General features: G+C 49.5%; 15 protein-coding genes. 3 read left to right on the top strand and 12 right to left on the bottom strand.

Features of this window, described 5'->3' with window-relative positions; translation table 11 throughout:
* Window positions 1-139: 139 nt before the first annotated feature.
* From MJ768_RS10395 to MJ768_RS10380, 4 genes are read right to left on the bottom strand one after another with little or no spacing between them, the layout of a single operon-like run.
* On the bottom strand, window positions 140-1,168 hold the full coding sequence (locus tag MJ768_RS10395; protein WP_239291536.1) for a response regulator: 1,029 nt from the start codon (window positions 1,166-1,168) through the stop codon (window positions 140-142).
* On the bottom strand, window positions 1,165-2,289 hold the full coding sequence (locus MJ768_RS10390; RefSeq protein ID WP_239291534.1) for a hybrid sensor histidine kinase/response regulator: 1,125 nt from the start codon (window positions 2,287-2,289) through the stop codon (window positions 1,165-1,167). Before MJ768_RS10390 ends, MJ768_RS10395 begins: the two co-directional genes overlap by 4 nt.
* Before the next feature lie 11 nt (window positions 2,290-2,300).
* Window positions 2,301-3,629, bottom strand: a complete 1,329-nt coding sequence (locus tag MJ768_RS10385) for a sensor histidine kinase (RefSeq protein ID WP_239291532.1) — start codon at window positions 3,627-3,629, stop codon at window positions 2,301-2,303.
* A gap of 17 nt (window positions 3,630-3,646) precedes the next feature.
* Entirely contained in the window at window positions 3,647-5,068 is a 1,422-nt protein-coding gene (locus tag MJ768_RS10380) for a class I SAM-dependent methyltransferase (protein WP_239291530.1), read from the bottom strand.
* Between the two features lie 204 nt (window positions 5,069-5,272).
* Between MJ768_RS10380 and MJ768_RS10375 the strand changes: the two genes are divergently transcribed.
* Complete coding sequence (locus MJ768_RS10375) at window positions 5,273-6,304, top strand: hypothetical protein (protein ID WP_239291528.1); 1,032 nt, start codon at window positions 5,273-5,275, stop codon at window positions 6,302-6,304.
* Window positions 6,305-6,907: 603 nt separating this feature from the next.
* Here MJ768_RS10375 and MJ768_RS10370 read toward each other — a convergent pair.
* The 7 genes from MJ768_RS10370 to dapC form a co-directional block, all read right to left on the bottom strand.
* Window positions 6,908-7,333: a hypothetical protein gene (locus MJ768_RS10370; RefSeq protein ID WP_239291526.1), complete on the bottom strand. Its 426-nt coding sequence runs from the start codon at window positions 7,331-7,333 to the stop codon at window positions 6,908-6,910.
* Window positions 7,334-7,341: 8 nt separating this feature from the next.
* Window positions 7,342-8,268, bottom strand: a complete 927-nt coding sequence (prmB, locus tag MJ768_RS10365; protein ID WP_239291524.1) for a 50S ribosomal protein L3 N(5)-glutamine methyltransferase — start codon at window positions 8,266-8,268, stop codon at window positions 7,342-7,344.
* On the bottom strand, window positions 8,265-9,401 hold the full coding sequence (gene dapE / locus MJ768_RS10360; RefSeq protein WP_239291522.1) for a succinyl-diaminopimelate desuccinylase: 1,137 nt from the start codon (window positions 9,399-9,401) through the stop codon (window positions 8,265-8,267). The genes prmB and dapE overlap by 4 nt, the downstream gene beginning before the upstream one ends.
* A gap of 7 nt (window positions 9,402-9,408) precedes the next feature.
* Window positions 9,409-9,765, bottom strand: a complete 357-nt coding sequence (locus MJ768_RS10355) for an ArsC family reductase (RefSeq protein ID WP_239291512.1) — start codon at window positions 9,763-9,765, stop codon at window positions 9,409-9,411.
* A gap of 85 nt (window positions 9,766-9,850) precedes the next feature.
* On the bottom strand, window positions 9,851-10,906 hold the full coding sequence (locus MJ768_RS10350) for a PilT/PilU family type 4a pilus ATPase (protein WP_239291510.1): 1,056 nt from the start codon (window positions 10,904-10,906) through the stop codon (window positions 9,851-9,853).
* A 27-nt stretch (window positions 10,907-10,933) separates the two neighbouring features.
* Window positions 10,934-11,755: a 2,3,4,5-tetrahydropyridine-2,6-dicarboxylate N-succinyltransferase gene (dapD, locus tag MJ768_RS10345; RefSeq protein ID WP_239291508.1), complete on the bottom strand. Its 822-nt coding sequence runs from the start codon at window positions 11,753-11,755 to the stop codon at window positions 10,934-10,936.
* Between the two features lie 7 nt (window positions 11,756-11,762).
* Entirely contained in the window at window positions 11,763-12,953 is a 1,191-nt protein-coding gene (gene dapC / locus MJ768_RS10340) for a succinyldiaminopimelate transaminase (RefSeq protein ID WP_239291506.1), read from the bottom strand.
* Between the two features lie 46 nt (window positions 12,954-12,999).
* On the opposite strand from dapC, the gene MJ768_RS10335 reads away from it, so the two are divergent.
* Both MJ768_RS10335 and tmk read left to right on the top strand, forming a co-directional pair.
* Window positions 13,000-13,884 (top strand): DMT family transporter, encoded by an 885-nt coding sequence (locus MJ768_RS10335; protein WP_239291504.1) that lies wholly within the window; start codon window positions 13,000-13,002, stop codon window positions 13,882-13,884.
* A gap of 17 nt (window positions 13,885-13,901) precedes the next feature.
* The gene (gene tmk, locus MJ768_RS10330) at window positions 13,902-14,510 is read left to right on the top strand and encodes a dTMP kinase (RefSeq protein ID WP_239291502.1); all 609 of its coding nucleotides are present in this window, start codon (window positions 13,902-13,904) and stop codon (window positions 14,508-14,510) included.
* A gap of 224 nt (window positions 14,511-14,734) precedes the next feature.
* On the opposite strand, the gene MJ768_RS10325 is transcribed toward tmk, so the two are convergent.
* Window positions 14,735-15,628, bottom strand: a complete 894-nt coding sequence (locus MJ768_RS10325) for an ankyrin repeat domain-containing protein (protein WP_239291500.1) — start codon at window positions 15,626-15,628, stop codon at window positions 14,735-14,737.
* Between the last annotated feature and the right edge of the window lie 13 nt (window positions 15,629-15,641).

The raw sequence follows: 15,641 nt of genomic DNA, 5'->3' as shown, positions 1-15,641 counted from the left end.
TGATCACACGTCATACCTTAGCAGACCCGCTTAAAGCCATCACAGATCACCCGAACAAACTGACCGGAATAGGCATCAAAATCTTCCTTTCCCTTAAAAAGCGAATCAGCTACAGATTTGCGCTGAATTTTAGTAACCCTCAGTCACAATTATCCATGAAATTAACACTATCTTCCATATTGCAAAATTCGTCGATCCAGGCAGCCAAGCGTGCCATAGAAACAGACTCAGCGCATGTTTTCAGACGGCACTGCATGCCAGTTTCCTGTTTCGTCAGTTGCAATGACCACCCCAAGCCGTGCAGCCAGATGAGGAATGCCAGCCAGGATACATGTTGCGGCGAGACTGGCGCATTGGACGGGGTTTCCAGAAACTCCGCAAAATTTCGCGCATCGGGAAACACGATAGTCTCATCGCCTGAAACTTGAACCTTGCTGGACAGAACTTCTGACAGCAGCTTGAGTCCATCCTTGCCTTGCCAGCCCTGATAGCGCTGTTTGATTTCGGCAAGCCTGTTGCATACGGCATACCCGAACTGGCCGCTACGATAAGCTTCCGCGCTGACCACGTCCGAATAATCCATTAGCTGCCAGTCAGGTTCGGGGGTGTTAACGCCGACGGCTGCGGCGGCAGATAGATAGCTCTCCACAGGCAAAAACTGCTCCGGTCCGGTAAGGCTGGCGCAAATGATATACAACGTACCAATGCGGTTCGATACTGTTTGATTTTGCCGCACCGTTAGTTTCTCACGCAGAAGCAGGGCATGCTCCTTACGCAAGGTTGCCAATTCCAGTGCTTGCTTCAATTCCATCCTTAGGGCGGATATTTCCCACGGCTTCTGGATGTAGCGGTGGATTTGCCCTTGATTGACGGCCTCAACGGTATGCTCCAGTTCGGAATATGCAGTAGTAAGAATCCGCGTCATGTGCGGATACTTGAGCTGCGCGTATTGCAGCAACTCATTACCGTACCCTCCCGGCATGCGCTGGTCGGACACTAGCACCGCCAGCGTCAGCGCATGTTTGTCAAGCATCCGCTTGCCTTCTTCCACAGTGCCGGCAGTAACCACGGGAGCCAACGAGTTAATCGCCCGCTGAAAATATTTGACAGCAGTTGCTTCGTCGTCAACGAACAAGATTAGCGGGGCAGTGATATCTTCTTCGGTCATTGAGCGCTCCTTTTAACTTGATTATTAATAGTGGGAAAATTCAGTGTGACGTCTGTATGTATGTCAGGGGATGAGCGAATAAGGATACTGCCACTGAATGATTGCATGATGCGCTTGCAGAAGATCATGCCCCACCCCTTTCCACCGGAATTTGCATGGGTAGTGACAGAATCAACTAGCAGACGTTCCAGAATATCAGGCGGTATGCCGGGGCCGTTGTCAGCAATGCGAATCTGCGGATGTTCTTCTATGAGCACGGTGAAGCGAATCATCGGCGAAGGATGGTCATGTAGGGCGCGTAACGCGTTACTTAATATGGAAGACAACACCAGCGCAATGCAATTTGGCAGCGTTATAATCCGGAAATCTTCCTGTATGTCGAGATGAATGGAGGCTCGCTGAACAGAAGTCAGCGGATAAGTATCTAGCAGAGATAAAATCATTTGCTGTGCCGTGCTGCCGGAATGTTGATTAAATAACGCACCGGCTCCTTGAACCGATTCGACAAAGGTAGACAGCAGTGAAAGACAATATCGGGCATTGTCATCCATTGCCAGTGCGGCTTTTCCGATCTCGGTTTGTTGTTGAGGCGACGCACTTCTATCGGCGACTCGGCACTGAACGCCTCGGGCAAAATTGATGATCGTGGCAAGCGGAGTATTAAGTTCGTGTGCAAGAAAGGCGAGTGTCTCATCAATTGCCATCAACTTTTGCTGCCTTGCGCTGCGTTCCCGTGACAGTTCACCTGCAAGACGCAAGGTGTTCCTGACCTCATCCAAATCCAAAGGCTTTTCAATAATCCGGAAAACTTCACTGGAATTCACTGTATCCAGAAGTACTTCCCGATCCGCATATGCCGTCACCAGAATACGAACAACATATGGAAATTCGCGCTCTATTTGGCGCAGCAGGTCTCCACCATTTCGACCTGGCATACGGTAATCTGTGACGACTATGCCGATCTGCCTGTTTTTGTCCTGCAATATCTCAATCGCAGTATCGGCATCCGATGCCGTCAGTACTTCAAACCCTGCGCCGACAGAACGGACGAAGTACTTCCGCGCCATTTCTTCATCATCCACATACAAGATAGTGGCGACCGCATGCTCAAAATTGTCCATCGCTACACTCATCATGCGGCTCGCGGTAGATCAAAAACCATTTTCGTCCATTCGCCGACAGCACTCTCTGCGATCAATGTGCCGCCATGCTGTTTAATTACGCTATAACTTATGCTCAGTCCCAAGCCGAGGCCTTGCCCGATCTCACGGGTGGTAAAAAATGGCTCGAATACCCGCGCGAGATTTTCAGGCGGGATTCCCGGACCATTGTCCCGTACCGTGACACGGAGACGGTCGCCCTCCCACACTGCGGACAGTTGTATGGCGGGCTCGGTGCGATTTGCTGCGCGCATTGCCAAGGCTGCGTTACCGATCAAGTTGATCAATACGCCGATGATGGCCGCCTCGTCCCCACGTACCAGCGTGTCTGAAGGCATATCGCGTGTGATGGAGACGCCTTTGCTTTCGTGCCAGACAAGACGAATGGCGGAATCGACAACTTTCTCAAAAAGAAAAACGGTTCCGTCAGCCGATGTTTCGCTTGTTCGATAGGCGAAAGTCTTCAGGTCTGAAACGATATGTTGAACTCGCTGCATACCTTCCTTGGCATCTACCAGACATTCATTGAGTGATGCGCTGGTTCTGGCAACAGGATCTTCCAGTGCGATGTTCATAGCCATCAAGCAATAATTGACGGGATTATTGACTTCATGTAGCAGTCCTGCCGCGAGTGTGCCGATGGCTGCCATTTTTTCTTGTTGCAGCATTTGGCCTTTGATTTGGGCGAGATTTGTATTGGTTTCTTCCAGTTGATTATTTTTTTCAGCCACCTCTGTTTTGAGCCGAAATAACATGAAGCGGGTGCGTTCGTTGAAGTAGGTACAGATAGCACTAATAACAATGACAAACAGTAGGAACAATGAATTGATAACAAAAACGCCTCGCAATACAAAACTTTCCGGATGAAAAGAACATGCGGCAACATAAAGTAAGAAGGTGAGTAGGCTTAAAACAAGGTTATGCCAAAAATTGAACGGCAGTGCAATGCTGGACGCAAAAATAGCGAGGTATAGTCCAATACTGTACATGGATGTCGCCCCTTCCGTTACGGCGATCATCCATGTGATCATGATCTGGGGGAGCAGGAGCCAAACGAATGCCAACGCCTCAGTCCTGTCCTGTCCCCACTTTGTTCGCAAGATAAGAATAATGCCGTAGATTAGTAGTGAAACAATCACCCGTACGGCACCAAACAAATACTGCATATGCGGATAAAGCGCGTAATCCAAACCGACGCCAAGCAGAATTAGAACGATGGCGGCATATGCACAGGCTCGGCTAAATGCGAGACGAGATTCCCGAATCTCATTCTCATATCCTGAGTAGCGTTCTTTGCTCATGAATAATGATTCATCGGTCAGGTAATAGTCGCTTCCGCGAAAATATTCATTCCGGTAGCATCAACATAAATTTTCCGCGCAATCGATTGAACAGGGAGAAGGGGATCCATATTTGCTTCGTCTCGATAAATGAGATACCACTCCAGCAGATGCTCCATCACAAACTTCATTGGATTGCTCGAATGCACATTTGTGACCAGAAGCGTGCCTCCATGACAAGTACGCGCAGCAAAGTGAGCCGTAAGTCTGGAACAAACCTTATCGGACAGATAATCGAACAAACCGGCACAGTAGACTGCATCGAATTCTCGTGCGCTGTCCGAGGCAGGATCGTTGCGGCGTTTCAGCAGTTTATGCACAGAGTCATGCACGTAATTGATGGCGACAGGCTTCCCGATCTGTTCGATGATGGACGAAAGTTTTTCACGCGTCCATGCCAGTGTTTCTTCGCTGAAATCAACAAGCTCGAAAGACAGAAATTCGGGGTGTGAATAACTTTGCAAAAAACGTTGTATCTCGATGGCGGGGCCACAGCCGACGTTCAGGATACGGAATGTTTTTCCTGCCTGCTGTGCCGCGTCGGCCATGCGTTTCAAGAAATCTACCAGTATATCGATACGGTTGCGGTGGGCGAGTGCAAGGGCATTTTGCAAAAAGGCGGTGTTCACCATCTGAAAGTACGTGCTCGGCCCTTGGCGCGGGTCATCAAGCATCTGGTTGACCATCTGATAATCGCCCGCATACCCCAACGGTTTTGTATAGGTGCGGAACACAAAGGGCGCCCGAAGCAACAGAGGGTGCAGAGCAGCTTGCGCAAAGGAGCGGTGTGCGGACGCGAATTCATCATCGATCAGGTATGCCTCGCTGTTCAGCCCGTCAAGATAAAATTCCATCTTCTGCATTATCGGAACAAAAAGCTCATTAAAAACATCCGTCCGTAGCCGTCCATCCACCTTGGGAAGAGATTCGGAGAGATCCACTTGCTCAACCCAGCGCGAAACGTCGGACAGATAGGCGCGCATTTCATTCACTAAAATCTGGTAGTCGCGCCGAATTTGGAAACGCTTCGTCCAGTCCTGAACGAATGCCTGCGCTTCTGCCGCGACCGCCCCCGGGACTACCACCACATCGTTCAATTCACGCCATTCGTCTATGAGCGTCACTGAAACAATGGCGGTGAGGCCGGTGTTGACCAGGCTGATGACAACTGCTTTGCCGAGGTAAGCAATCTTGGCGCTGAATCGCACCGTGAGTCCGCCCAGGACTTCGCTGACCTGCACGATGGAATATGGATTGTAAACCTCCATCACGAGGGATTTTCTCTGGAGGTTGATGATTGTCCCCCGAACCGCCTCGCCTTCCGAGTTGCGGAAGCTAACCAATGGGTCAATTTGTGATTTTGTGTGCAAGGTAATGTTCAGGAAAGTCGGTACGGGCATTTATGCCGTCCGAGGATTGTTAGACTCGTGCGTTAAGCGATTACAATACCAGAAAGATTGCAGAACGAAAACAAAGTGCATTTTTCTCTCGTACTTCTGCCAATTGCACAACAGAATGCGGTGAACATCATTCTCTGTTAAATTATCGGCCTAATTACATAATGAGGTGGGTGTGCATTCGTTGCGCCTTCAATTGCTGCAAAAATGGACAATCAATTATCTGTTTATCAATACCCAACGTTGACTGTACTGATAGACGATAGTCGAAGCTTTCTTTCCAGTCTTGCATTCCAACTGAACCCGCAATTGGCATGCAAGGCTTTTCACGATACTGATGCTGCCATTAAGTGGCTACATCATACACATTGGCATTCCATTAAAAATGAGAATGAGCCGATCCGTGTTGGCTACGATAAATTGACGGAATCCTTTGAGCGGTGTTGTGCCTCAATTGATCTTGATCTAATTTACCGTATTGTGATGAATCGGCACCGTTTTGATATGCCGGCTGTGCTGGTGATTGATTATGCTATGCCGCAGATGAATGGTGTGGAGTTTTGTCTGGCAGTCCAGGACTTGCCTTGCAAAAAAATCCTGCTAACCGGACAGGCCGACGAAAAAATCGCCATTGACGCATTTAACCGCAAATTGATTGATCGCTTCATTAAAAAAAATGATCCCAATGCACTTAATCATCTAGAGGCCGAGATAGTCAAATTGCAAAAGGAGTTTTTTCGTAGCCAGACAAGCACATTAAAAGATCTTTTATCACGCCATTCTTACTCATTCCTAACCGATCCCACCTTGGGAGCACTCGTTAGTCAACTGTGTAGCTTCTACAGCTTTGAAGAATATTATTTATTCCCAAACCCGGCCGGCATACTTTTTTTTGATATCCAAGGCAAAAGTACCCTGATGGTGATAGAAACTAAGGCTAGTTTAATTTCGCAGCTTGAGATTGCGCAGGATCAAGGCGCTCCGCCCGAACTTCTCACTGCCTTACGCGAATTCCGTTTAGTGCCTTTCTTTTGCGATACTGGTGGAGTGTACCGGGAGGAGGTTGGGCATAACTGGTTATCGTATTGTTTGCCGCCGCAGATTTGCCGGGGACGGAAGGATTATTACTGGGCTCTGTTTGATTTGCCGCCCCATTATTTGCAAGGCCCCGTGTATTCTTATGCGGACTTTTTACGCGATCACGCAGCCGGTTTAACTGGGTATCCCCCAGGTTATTAGGCGGGCTATCGGGCCATTCAAAGTCTTTGTTCTATACGGGCTCGGTGATCTTAGAAAACTTGGTTTGCTGGACTATTCGAAAGGGCGAGAATCGCCACCAACCAAACAACATCTTGTTTATCTTTCCGCTGAAAGAAATGGAAGTTCCAGTGGAAAGGTTCAGTTTCACTTTCACTTAGTCTCAAACAGCTTCCTTCATCCTATAGAGCATGACGACGCTCACCCCGAATTTCTCGGTCACCTCTTTGATAGGCAAGACCGCAGCATCCATCAGCGGTTTTACCTGCTGAATTTCTTTTTCGGGAAGTTTCTTCTTGCACCCACCCTGCCGCGATCGGGCAACAGAAGCATTGAATCAAGTAGATGAACGGCTGGTAATGACCAAAATTAAAAGTGGAGGCAATCACAACATGGAGTCCTGCACCAAACGCAGACCCCGAATTACCTCGACGACCAGCTCAACTTCATAATCAGTGTGACGATTTTGTTGTCGTAATCGTAGAAACTTCATTGCGGAGAATGACGCGTAATGAGTCTCCTGGAAATATCTGCTCTTGATTGTTCTGGAAACGGTTGAGCTATTCGCCATGAAGGACTTTTGCTTCAATCATGTGGTCGCCGTATTTGAACCCCCATTGGAAACTGCCAAGATAGTTTGGTTTTTTGACTTTTAAAAATGCGTTCGCCCACGAATGCGATGGTTTCGCGGGTAATCAACTCTCGCACTACGTTTTCAGACACAGTAAGCACTGTGTTGTATTCAGATGCACCAACAGATGACTTGAAAGTCGCTACATTATTATTTTCGAGGCACTCCAGAGCGCCTTTGATCGAGTTTATGATGGACAGTAGGGTGGGAGCCTCAAGTGCAGCATACGCAGGAAGTACCTTAATATTGGGAAGTATAGAACCGGAGGCGAGCATCGCCAGCGCAATCGCCATCATCCCGATGAATTTAGCACTGGCGTGGTTTCCGATTACACTCGCGCTAACTGTCTTGCCATATGCCTGGCTAGCCAGCTTCTGCAAGTTCAGTGTCAGATCAAATTGAGGTTGCTACAAATTAAATCCTCACGCCGCAGCATAAATACAAACTCGTCACCTGCTGATACTTCCAGCCAGATGAACGGCAGATTAGGGTATGCGGCTTCGAGTGCGGGACGATTATGGCCGATCTCTACCACCAGCAATCCATTGGGATTGAGGTGGTCAGCCGCATGTTCCAGTATTTCGCGTGTGGCATTTAGCCCATCTGCGCCACTGCCCAATGCGAGTTGCGGCTCATGCCGATATTCTGGCGGTAGCGCGGCCATGGATGGCGCATCCACATAAGGCGGGTTACTGATGATGACGTCGTATTGTTTGCCCGTCAGATTGGAAAACAGATCTGACTTTATTATATTGATTCTGTCTTCCAAGCCATAGTCAGCAACATTGCGCTGTGCAACTTCCAATGCGGCTGGAGAAATATCGACAGCATCCACTACGGCATCAGGGAATGCGTGAGCAGCCAAAATGGCGAGGCAGCCGCTGCCAGTGCATAAATCCAACACGCCAGTCACGATCTTTGTCTCGGCTATCCAGGGCGCAAATTGCTCCCGTATCAGTTCAGCGATAAATGAGCGTGGCACGATGACGCGCTCGTCCACATAGAAGCGGAAGTCCCCTAACCAAGCTTCATGCGTCAGGTAGGCGACAGGAATTCGTTTGTCTACGCGCTGCTTGAGCAATGCGAGCAATGCATTTTTTTCTTCAGCAATTAGTCGCGCGTCGAGAAAAGGATTCAACGTGTCCAGTGGCAGATGCAGGGTGTGCAGAATAAGATAGGCTGCTTCATCATATGCGCTGGCCGAGCCATGTCCGAAACTGAGCTTTGCTTCGTTGAATGCACTTACCGTAAAGCGCAGCCAGTCACGCACGGTGTGAAGTTCGTTGGTGCAATCGAAATGGTGCAACACACTCATATTTTATTAACCAGCAGATTGACCAGTGTGCGGTAGTAGATTTCGGACAATACATCCAAGTCGGTCACGGATACGCATTCATTGAGTTTATGTATCGTTGCGTTGAGCGGACCGAACTCAATCACTTGCGGACAGATATCGGCTATGAAGCGTCCGTCCGATGTGCCGCCACTGGTGGAAAGTTCGGTTTCGATACCAGTTACCTCCTTGATAGCAGCGCTCACTGCATCTACCAGGTCGCCGCGTGGTGTGAGGTAGGGCTTGCCGGACAGTGACCAGGTCAACTCATAATTCAGCCCGTGCTGATCGAGAATGGCGTGGGTCTTGGTTTTCAGTTCGTCCACTGTGCTTGCTGTTGAAAAACGAAAATTGAATTCGATTTCCACTGTGCCCGGAATAACATTGGTTGCCCCGGTGCCGCTGTGTATGTTGGAAATCTGCCAAGTTGTAGCCGGGAAGTAATTGTTTCCATTATCCCAAACCATTGCGGCCAGATCGGCGATGGCCGGAGCGGCAAGATGGATAGGGTTTTTGGCCAAGTGCGGGTAAGCGATGTGGCCTTGCACCCCTTTTACGGTAAGTTTGCCTGAAAGCGAACCACGTCGACCATTTTTGATGGTGTCGCCGATTTTGGCAGATGAGGTGGGTTCGCCCACGATACAGTAATCCATTTTTTCACCGCGCATTTGCAGCATTTCTACCACGCGAACGGTACCATTCACGGCTATGCCTTCTTCATCAGAAGTCAGCAACAAAGCAATTGAACCGGCATGACCGGGGTGCGCGGCCACAAATTGTTCGATGGAGGTAACGAAGGCAGCCAGTGAACCTTTCATGTCAGCAGCTCCGCGCCCATATAACATTCCATCGCGAATGGTTGGAGTGAATGGGTTGCTGTGCCACTGGTCCAATGGGCCGGTCGGCACGACATCGGTGTGGCCGGCAAAACATACCACGGGGCCGTTGCTACCGCGCCGCGCCCACAGATTGTCCACATTGTCGTAGCGTAACGCTTCCAGCTTGAATCCAAGTGGCTCGAGGCGCGCGCCGATGAGAGCCAGACAGCCTTCATCCAACGGTGTGAGTGAACGGCAGGCGATAAGTTGTTTGGCAAGTTCCAGGGTGGTGGACATATATAGATTAAGACTTAAAGTTGAAAATTTTTTCGTAGCTGACATCGTCGAAGCCGATATGCAGCAGCTTGCCATCCTGTTCCAATAGCGGGCGTTTAATGACGCTGGTTTTTTCCAGCAGCAGTGGTAATGCGCTGGTGTTATCCTTAATAATTTGTTTTTGTTCTGCCGACAAACCGCGCCAAGTCAGACCCTTACGGTTGATTAGACTTTCCCAGCCTATTTGTTGCAGCCAGCACTGCGCCAGTTCCGGTTCAAGACCCTGTTTTTTGAAATCGTGAAACTGATACGCGGCACAATGCTGCTCCAGCCAAGTGCGTGCTTTCTTGACAGTGTTACAATTTGCAATGCCATACAATTTCATCTTGCTGAATCCATTAATATATTTAAATCTTTTTATTTCGATCAGTATGACATTGCCGAAGTCGCCTGCAATCTGATGGGGTGTGCTATGAGTAATAGATTAAGGATGATAAATTGCTGGCCGAGTCGGCGTTGCGCAAAGCATCTTCCTTGGTGATCTCACCATTTTTGTATAGCTTGTACAACGCCTGTTCGAAGGTCTGTGAACCGGGCGATACACTTTGATCGATAGCATCCCGAATTTTGTCGATCTCATCATTTTTAATCAGCTCTGAGATAAGTGTTGTGTTAAGTAAAACTTCGACAGCAGGAACCAACGTGCCATGCACGTTTGGAACCAAACGTTGAGAAATCACTGCCCGCAAGCTCATTGCCATGTCGGCGAGTACTGCCCGACGAGTATCTTGTGGAAAGAGATTTACGATGCGGTTCAGTGCATGGTAGCTATTATTGGCGTGCAGCGTGGACAGGCACAAATGGCCGCTCTGGGCAAAGACCAGCGCATGCTTGAAGGTTTCACGGTCGCGGATTTCACCAATCATTAGAACATCAGGTGCTTCGCGCATGGCGCTTTCCAGGGCATTGCCATAGGAAAGAGTGTCGGTACCGATCTCACGCTGATTAACAATGGATTTATTATATTTAAACAGATATTCGACGGGGTCTTCAATAGTCAGGATATGGCCGGAGGCAGTGCTATTGCGATGCTCAATCATCGCTGCCATTGTGGTGGATTTTCCCGATCCAGTTGCACCAGCAACCAATACCAGGCCACGCTTTTCCATAATGAGCTGATTCAATACCGGTGGTAGATTCAGTTCCTCGACGTTGAGAATGCTGAACCGTATGTAGCGAATGACAATAGAAATGCAGCCTCGTTGGCGGAAAATATTGACCCGATAATTTCCGGCATCCAAGACACGATAGGAAAAATTCATTTCCATGCTGGACTCGAAGGTCGCGATTTGCTCCGGTGTCATTATTTCATAGGCAATGCGCTCAATAGTTTCGCTATCAAGTTTTTCTGCGTTCACTGGCATAACCACGCCATTGATCTTGATGTTGATTGGTGCACCCGCGGAGAAGAAAAGATCAGAAGCCTGTTTGTCGGCAGCCAACTGTAAAAAAGGTGTAATGATCATAATCTTTTCCCCGGGTTAAATCTGGCTTTAAATTCCGCGTAGTAGCTCATTAATACCGACTTTTGCCCGGGTTTTGGCATCCACCTTTTTTACGATCACGGCACAATACAGGCTGTAGCTGCCATCCTTGGAGGGCAAATTGCCGGACACTACCACCGAGCCTGCCGGTACGCGACCATAATGTACTTCACCAGTTTCGCGATCGAAAATCTTGGTGCTTTGCCCGATGTACACACCCATAGAAATCACTGCGCCCTCTTCCACAATCGCGCCTTCGACAATTTCCGAGCGCGCACCGATGAAGCAGTTGTCCTCGATAATGGTCGGGTTGGCCTGCACCGGTTCCAGCACACCGCCGATGCCAACCCCGCCACTCAAGTGAACGTTCTTGCCAATCTGCGCGCAAGAACCGACCGTCGCCCAAGTATCCACCATAGTACCTTCATCCACATAAGCGCCAATGTTGACGTAAGAGGGCATCAAGACCACGTTCTTGGCTATGAATGAACCCTTACGCGCCGCAGCTGGCGGCACTACGCGGAAGCCGCCCTCTCGAAAGTCGCGCGAGTTGTAATCGGCGAACTTGGACGGAACCTTGTCGTAATAATTGGTAAAGCCGCCCTTGATGAAAGCATTGTCTTCCATACGGAAAGACAATAGCACTGCTTTCTTCAGCCATTGATGGGTTACCCACTGACCATTTATTTTTTCCGCCACTCGCAGAGTGCCGTGGTCGAGGTGCCCGATAACGGTGTCCACCGCATCTTTCAGTTTTGCGTCTACGTTGCGTGGTGTAATCTCGGCACGGCGTTCAAAGGCGGGTTCGATGATCTGTTGCAGTTGTTCCATGATATTCCTAGTTAAGTTTGCGGGTAAATTCGGCGATGCGATGCGCGGCTTCCAAAGTTTCGCTCAGCTCTGCTACCAAGGCGATGCGGATAAAATTTTCGCCTGGATTTACGCCATGTGCATCGCGCGCCAGAAAACTGCCGGGCAGCACTGTGACATTATAGTCTCGATGCAGATATTGCGCGAAGCTGGTGTCAACTATGGGCACGCGCAACCACAGGTAAAAACTGGCATCCGGCAGCACCACCGGCAGCACGGGTTTCAGGATGCCGATAACCTGTGAGAATTTCTCCGCATACAGGCGGCGGTTTTCGGCGACATGTTCTTCATCCTGCCAGGCGACGGCACTGGCGGCTTGCACTGCCGGGTTCATGGCGCAGCCGTGGTAAGTGCGATACAGCGTGAACTTCTCTATCACTTTTGCATCACCCGCCACAAAGCCGGAACGCATGCCGGGTACGTTTGAGCGCTTGGACAGGCTGAAAAAAGACACCAGATTGCGGTAATCGCTGCGTCCCAGTTGCTGCGCTGCTTGTAGCGCACCGAGTGGCGGCGTATCGAAATAGATTTCAGAATAGCATTCGTCGGCAGCGATGATAAAGCCGTAACGGTCGGCCAGATCGAATAGTGTCTTCCATTCTGCAAGTTCAATTACATGCCCGGTCGGGTTTCCAGGCGAGCACACATAAATCAGCTGCGTGCGCTGCCAAACATCCTGCGGCAATTGATCAAAATTCAACGCGTAGTTATCTTCCGGCAGGGTATTGAGGAAATAGGGCGTGGCACCAGCCAGCAGGGCTGCGCCTTCATATATCTGATAGAACGGATTAGGACAAATCACGGTGGGGTTGTCGCACGTACGGTCAATCACTGCTTGGGCGAAAGCAAATAGCGCTTCACGACTGCCGTTCACCGGCAGGACTTGTGATTTTGCATCCAGCGCAGGGATATCGTAACGTTGCGCAAGCCAGCTGGCAATGCTGCCACGCAGCGCGGCACTACCTGCGGTTGTGGGATAATTCGAAAGTCCCGCCAGATTGGCACTTAATGCGTCACTAATGAATCGCGGAGTGGCATGTTTGGGTTCCCCGATGTGCAGGCTGATAGGCCGGCAGGCTGGGTTGGGTGTAACTGAGCTAAATAAATTGGCGAGTTTCTGGAACGGGTAGGGCTGTAGACGATCAAGATCAGGATTCATAATTTTTTGTTTAAGCTGAATAGACACAATTATAAAGGCGTAGCGAGTGGCATCAAAACAAAAAATTTTGTCGGTGATAGGCCTGTTAAGTGGTGCGCTGGTGTGGGGACTGATGTGGTATCCCTATCGTGCACTACACAACATGGGGGTAGGCGGCGAATTGTCTACGCTACTCAGCTATTCTATGGCAATGATATTAGGCCTGCTGTTCTTGGGACCGATATGGCGCGAGTTACGAGTTGCCGGATGGCTGAGTATTGTGTTGATGGCGAGTGCGGGCTGGACCAATTTAGGCTATGTGCTGGCTACGTTGGATGGCGAAGTAATGCGCGTGCTGCTGCTGTTCTATCTCGCGCCATTGTGGACGGTGCTCTTTTCGCGCTGGCTGCTCAGTGAAAAATTAAATTATTACGGCTACGCCATTATCGCGCTGTCATTGGGTGGTGCGTTCGTTATGCTGTGGGATATACAGCATGGTTTGCCGCTGCCGCAAAACCGGGCGGAATGGATAGGTCTCTCAGCGGGGATTAGTTTTGCTTTGATGAATGTAATGGTGCGTCGCATGCAGCACCTGAGCGTGAATTTCAAAGTGGCCAGCATATGGTTTGGCACAATGCTGTTCACTTCCGTGTTGCTGTTGTACCAAGGCAAGGTCATAGCGCAATTGCAGAGCATCACACCGGATGCGTGGTGGCTGCTGTGGCTGATTGGATTGGTATTATGCGCTATTAGTTTTGCCGTGCAATACGGACTGACTTATTTGCCCGCCAACCAGGCTATTACTCTGTTTCTATCTGAGCTGGTATTTGCTGCTGTATCCTCGTATTTATTGGCTGATGAGGAAATGGGACTGCGGGAAGTTATCGGTGCAGTGCTGATTGTTTCGGCCAGCTTGCTGTCTGGAAAATGCACACCACACCACGGAAAATGATTTTTTGGGGGGGATAATTGAATAAGGCAAAATTTATTACCTTTGAAGGGGTAGACGGGGCAGGTAAGAGTACCCATCTGGCCTGGTTTGCCGAGGCCTTGCGCAAACGCGGCAAGGAGGTGCTTGTAACGCGTGAACCGGGTGGTACACCCTTGGGTGAATGTCTGCGTGACATTCTGCTAAACCAACCCATGCATGCAGAAACGGAGGCTCTGTTAATGTTCGCCGCTCGATTTGAACATATCGAACAGGTTATCAAGCCAGCTTTGCAACGGGGAGCCTGGGTAGTGTCCGACCGTTTTAGCGATGCCAGTTTTGCCTATCAGGGTGGGGGCAGGGGGGTGAAGGTGGCGAAGCTGGAACAATTGGAATGCTGGGTACATGAAAATTTTCAGCCGGATTTGACATTGTTGTTTGACCTTCCGATTGAGGTGGCACGCCAACGACTATCTAAGAATATAACTCTGGATCGCTTCGAACAAGAAAAAGACAGCTTTTTCGAGAAGGTGCGGCAAGCTTACCTGGAACGACGTAAGAAACATCCAGATCGCTTCGTTTTGATTGATGCTGCCCAAACGCCAGAGCAAGTTAAAGCAAATTTAGAGAAAGCAATCCTATTGATTTGAATTAATGAATAATTGCAAATTAACTATAGCTTTATCAGTTTGTTTTTGAATAATCCCATAGGCGCCTTGTCTTCGCAATTACCTCGTCGTGACACAGGTTCCCGCCAACGCAAATTAGGTAACCATTTTACCAGCATAGGCCCTAGCTTTCTGCCTAGGCATAGCGCCGTTGGCGCAGATTGATAGCTATGAGACCGGAATTAAGAAAAAAAGTGGAATACGTCTTAACTGCTTGAGGAGAGCAGAGCCACGATCCCACCATGCTTGTTCTTGGTGGCAAGAGTCAATGGCGTAGTGCCATCCCGATACTCGGCGTTGCGGTTCGCACCCTTGACGAGCAGCAGTTGGACCATTTCAGTATGACCGTTAGCAGCGGCCTTATGCAGCGGTGACCATCCATCGTTGGTGGCGAGATTGACATTGGCTCCACCGTCAATCAGATGTCTGGCAGCAATCAAGTGGCCGCGTATAGAGGCTTGCAATAGTGGTGTCCAGCCATGGTTGCTGAGTGCGTTTGTATTGGCCCCTTTTTTGATGAGCAGTTTCACCACGTTGTCGTAGCCATTGAATGCGGCCCAGTGAAGTGATTCATAGCCTCCTGTGTCCTTGGCATTGATGTCGGCAAAGTTACGGATGAGCAAGAGTGCAATTTCTTCATTGCCATGGAAGGATGACACCATCAGCGGTGTCCAGCCGCGCGCGTCGCGCGTATCAACGTTCATGCCGCCGCTCAGGAACAGCGCGACGGCATTTAGGTTGCCTTTTTCGGCTGATTGCAGGAATACCTTGGGAGAAAAGTCATAGCCTTGCTGCACAATGGCGGTTTCTTTTGAGAGTTTCTCGTGGCCCCATGGATTGGATGCAGCTGTAGGTTGATGTTCTTGGCTGCGTAATTTGGCGTTAAAACTGCTCAGTACAAACAGCTCGGAGGCAACCTCAAGGGGGAATCCCTGGCGGTCACCGCGGCTATCAATCAGCAGATCTGTGAGGTAGTCGTCAATTTCCGGTGAATACCATAACTCGACAATACGATTTAACACTCGTAGATACTGTTGTTCCAAGTTTTTCGGGTAGATATCTTTCCTACCGTTCAGCATGTGTAACAGTGTTTCGTCCATTGAAATTTGGCCT

Source organism: Candidatus Nitrotoga sp. 1052 (assembly GCF_927312905.1).
Taxonomy (GTDB): Bacteria; Pseudomonadota; Gammaproteobacteria; order Burkholderiales; family Gallionellaceae; genus Nitrotoga.
This window is presented reverse-complemented; position numbering and strand designations above follow the sequence as displayed.

Coding starts and splice junctions, on each gene's coding strand:
- dapE (WP_239291522.1), bottom strand. CDS start 9,401: ATGTCCACCACCCTGGAACTTGCCAAACAACTTATCGCCTGCCGTTCA.
- MJ768_RS10375 (WP_239291528.1), top strand. CDS start 5,273: ATGGACAATCAATTATCTGTTTATCAATACCCAACGTTGACTGTACTG.
- MJ768_RS10380 (WP_239291530.1), bottom strand. CDS start 5,068: ATGCCCGTACCGACTTTCCTGAACATTACCTTGCACACAAAATCACAA.
- MJ768_RS10390 (WP_239291534.1), bottom strand. CDS start 2,289: ATGGACAATTTTGAGCATGCGGTCGCCACTATCTTGTATGTGGATGAT.
- MJ768_RS10350 (WP_239291510.1), bottom strand. CDS start 10,906: ATGATCATTACACCTTTTTTACAGTTGGCTGCCGACAAACAGGCTTCT.
- dapC (WP_239291506.1), bottom strand. CDS start 12,953: ATGAATCCTGATCTTGATCGTCTACAGCCCTACCCGTTCCAGAAACTC.
- prmB (WP_239291524.1), bottom strand. CDS start 8,268: ATGAGTGTGTTGCACCATTTCGATTGCACCAACGAACTTCACACCGTG.
- dapD (WP_239291508.1), bottom strand. CDS start 11,755: ATGGAACAACTGCAACAGATCATCGAACCCGCCTTTGAACGCCGTGCC.
- MJ768_RS10355 (WP_239291512.1), bottom strand. CDS start 9,765: ATGAAATTGTATGGCATTGCAAATTGTAACACTGTCAAGAAAGCACGC.
- MJ768_RS10325 (WP_239291500.1), bottom strand. CDS start 15,628: ATGGACGAAACACTGTTACACATGCTGAACGGTAGGAAAGATATCTAC.
- MJ768_RS10395 (WP_239291536.1), bottom strand. CDS start 1,168: ATGACCGAAGAAGATATCACTGCCCCGCTAATCTTGTTCGTTGACGAC.
- MJ768_RS10385 (WP_239291532.1), bottom strand. CDS start 3,629: ATGAGCAAAGAACGCTACTCAGGATATGAGAATGAGATTCGGGAATCT.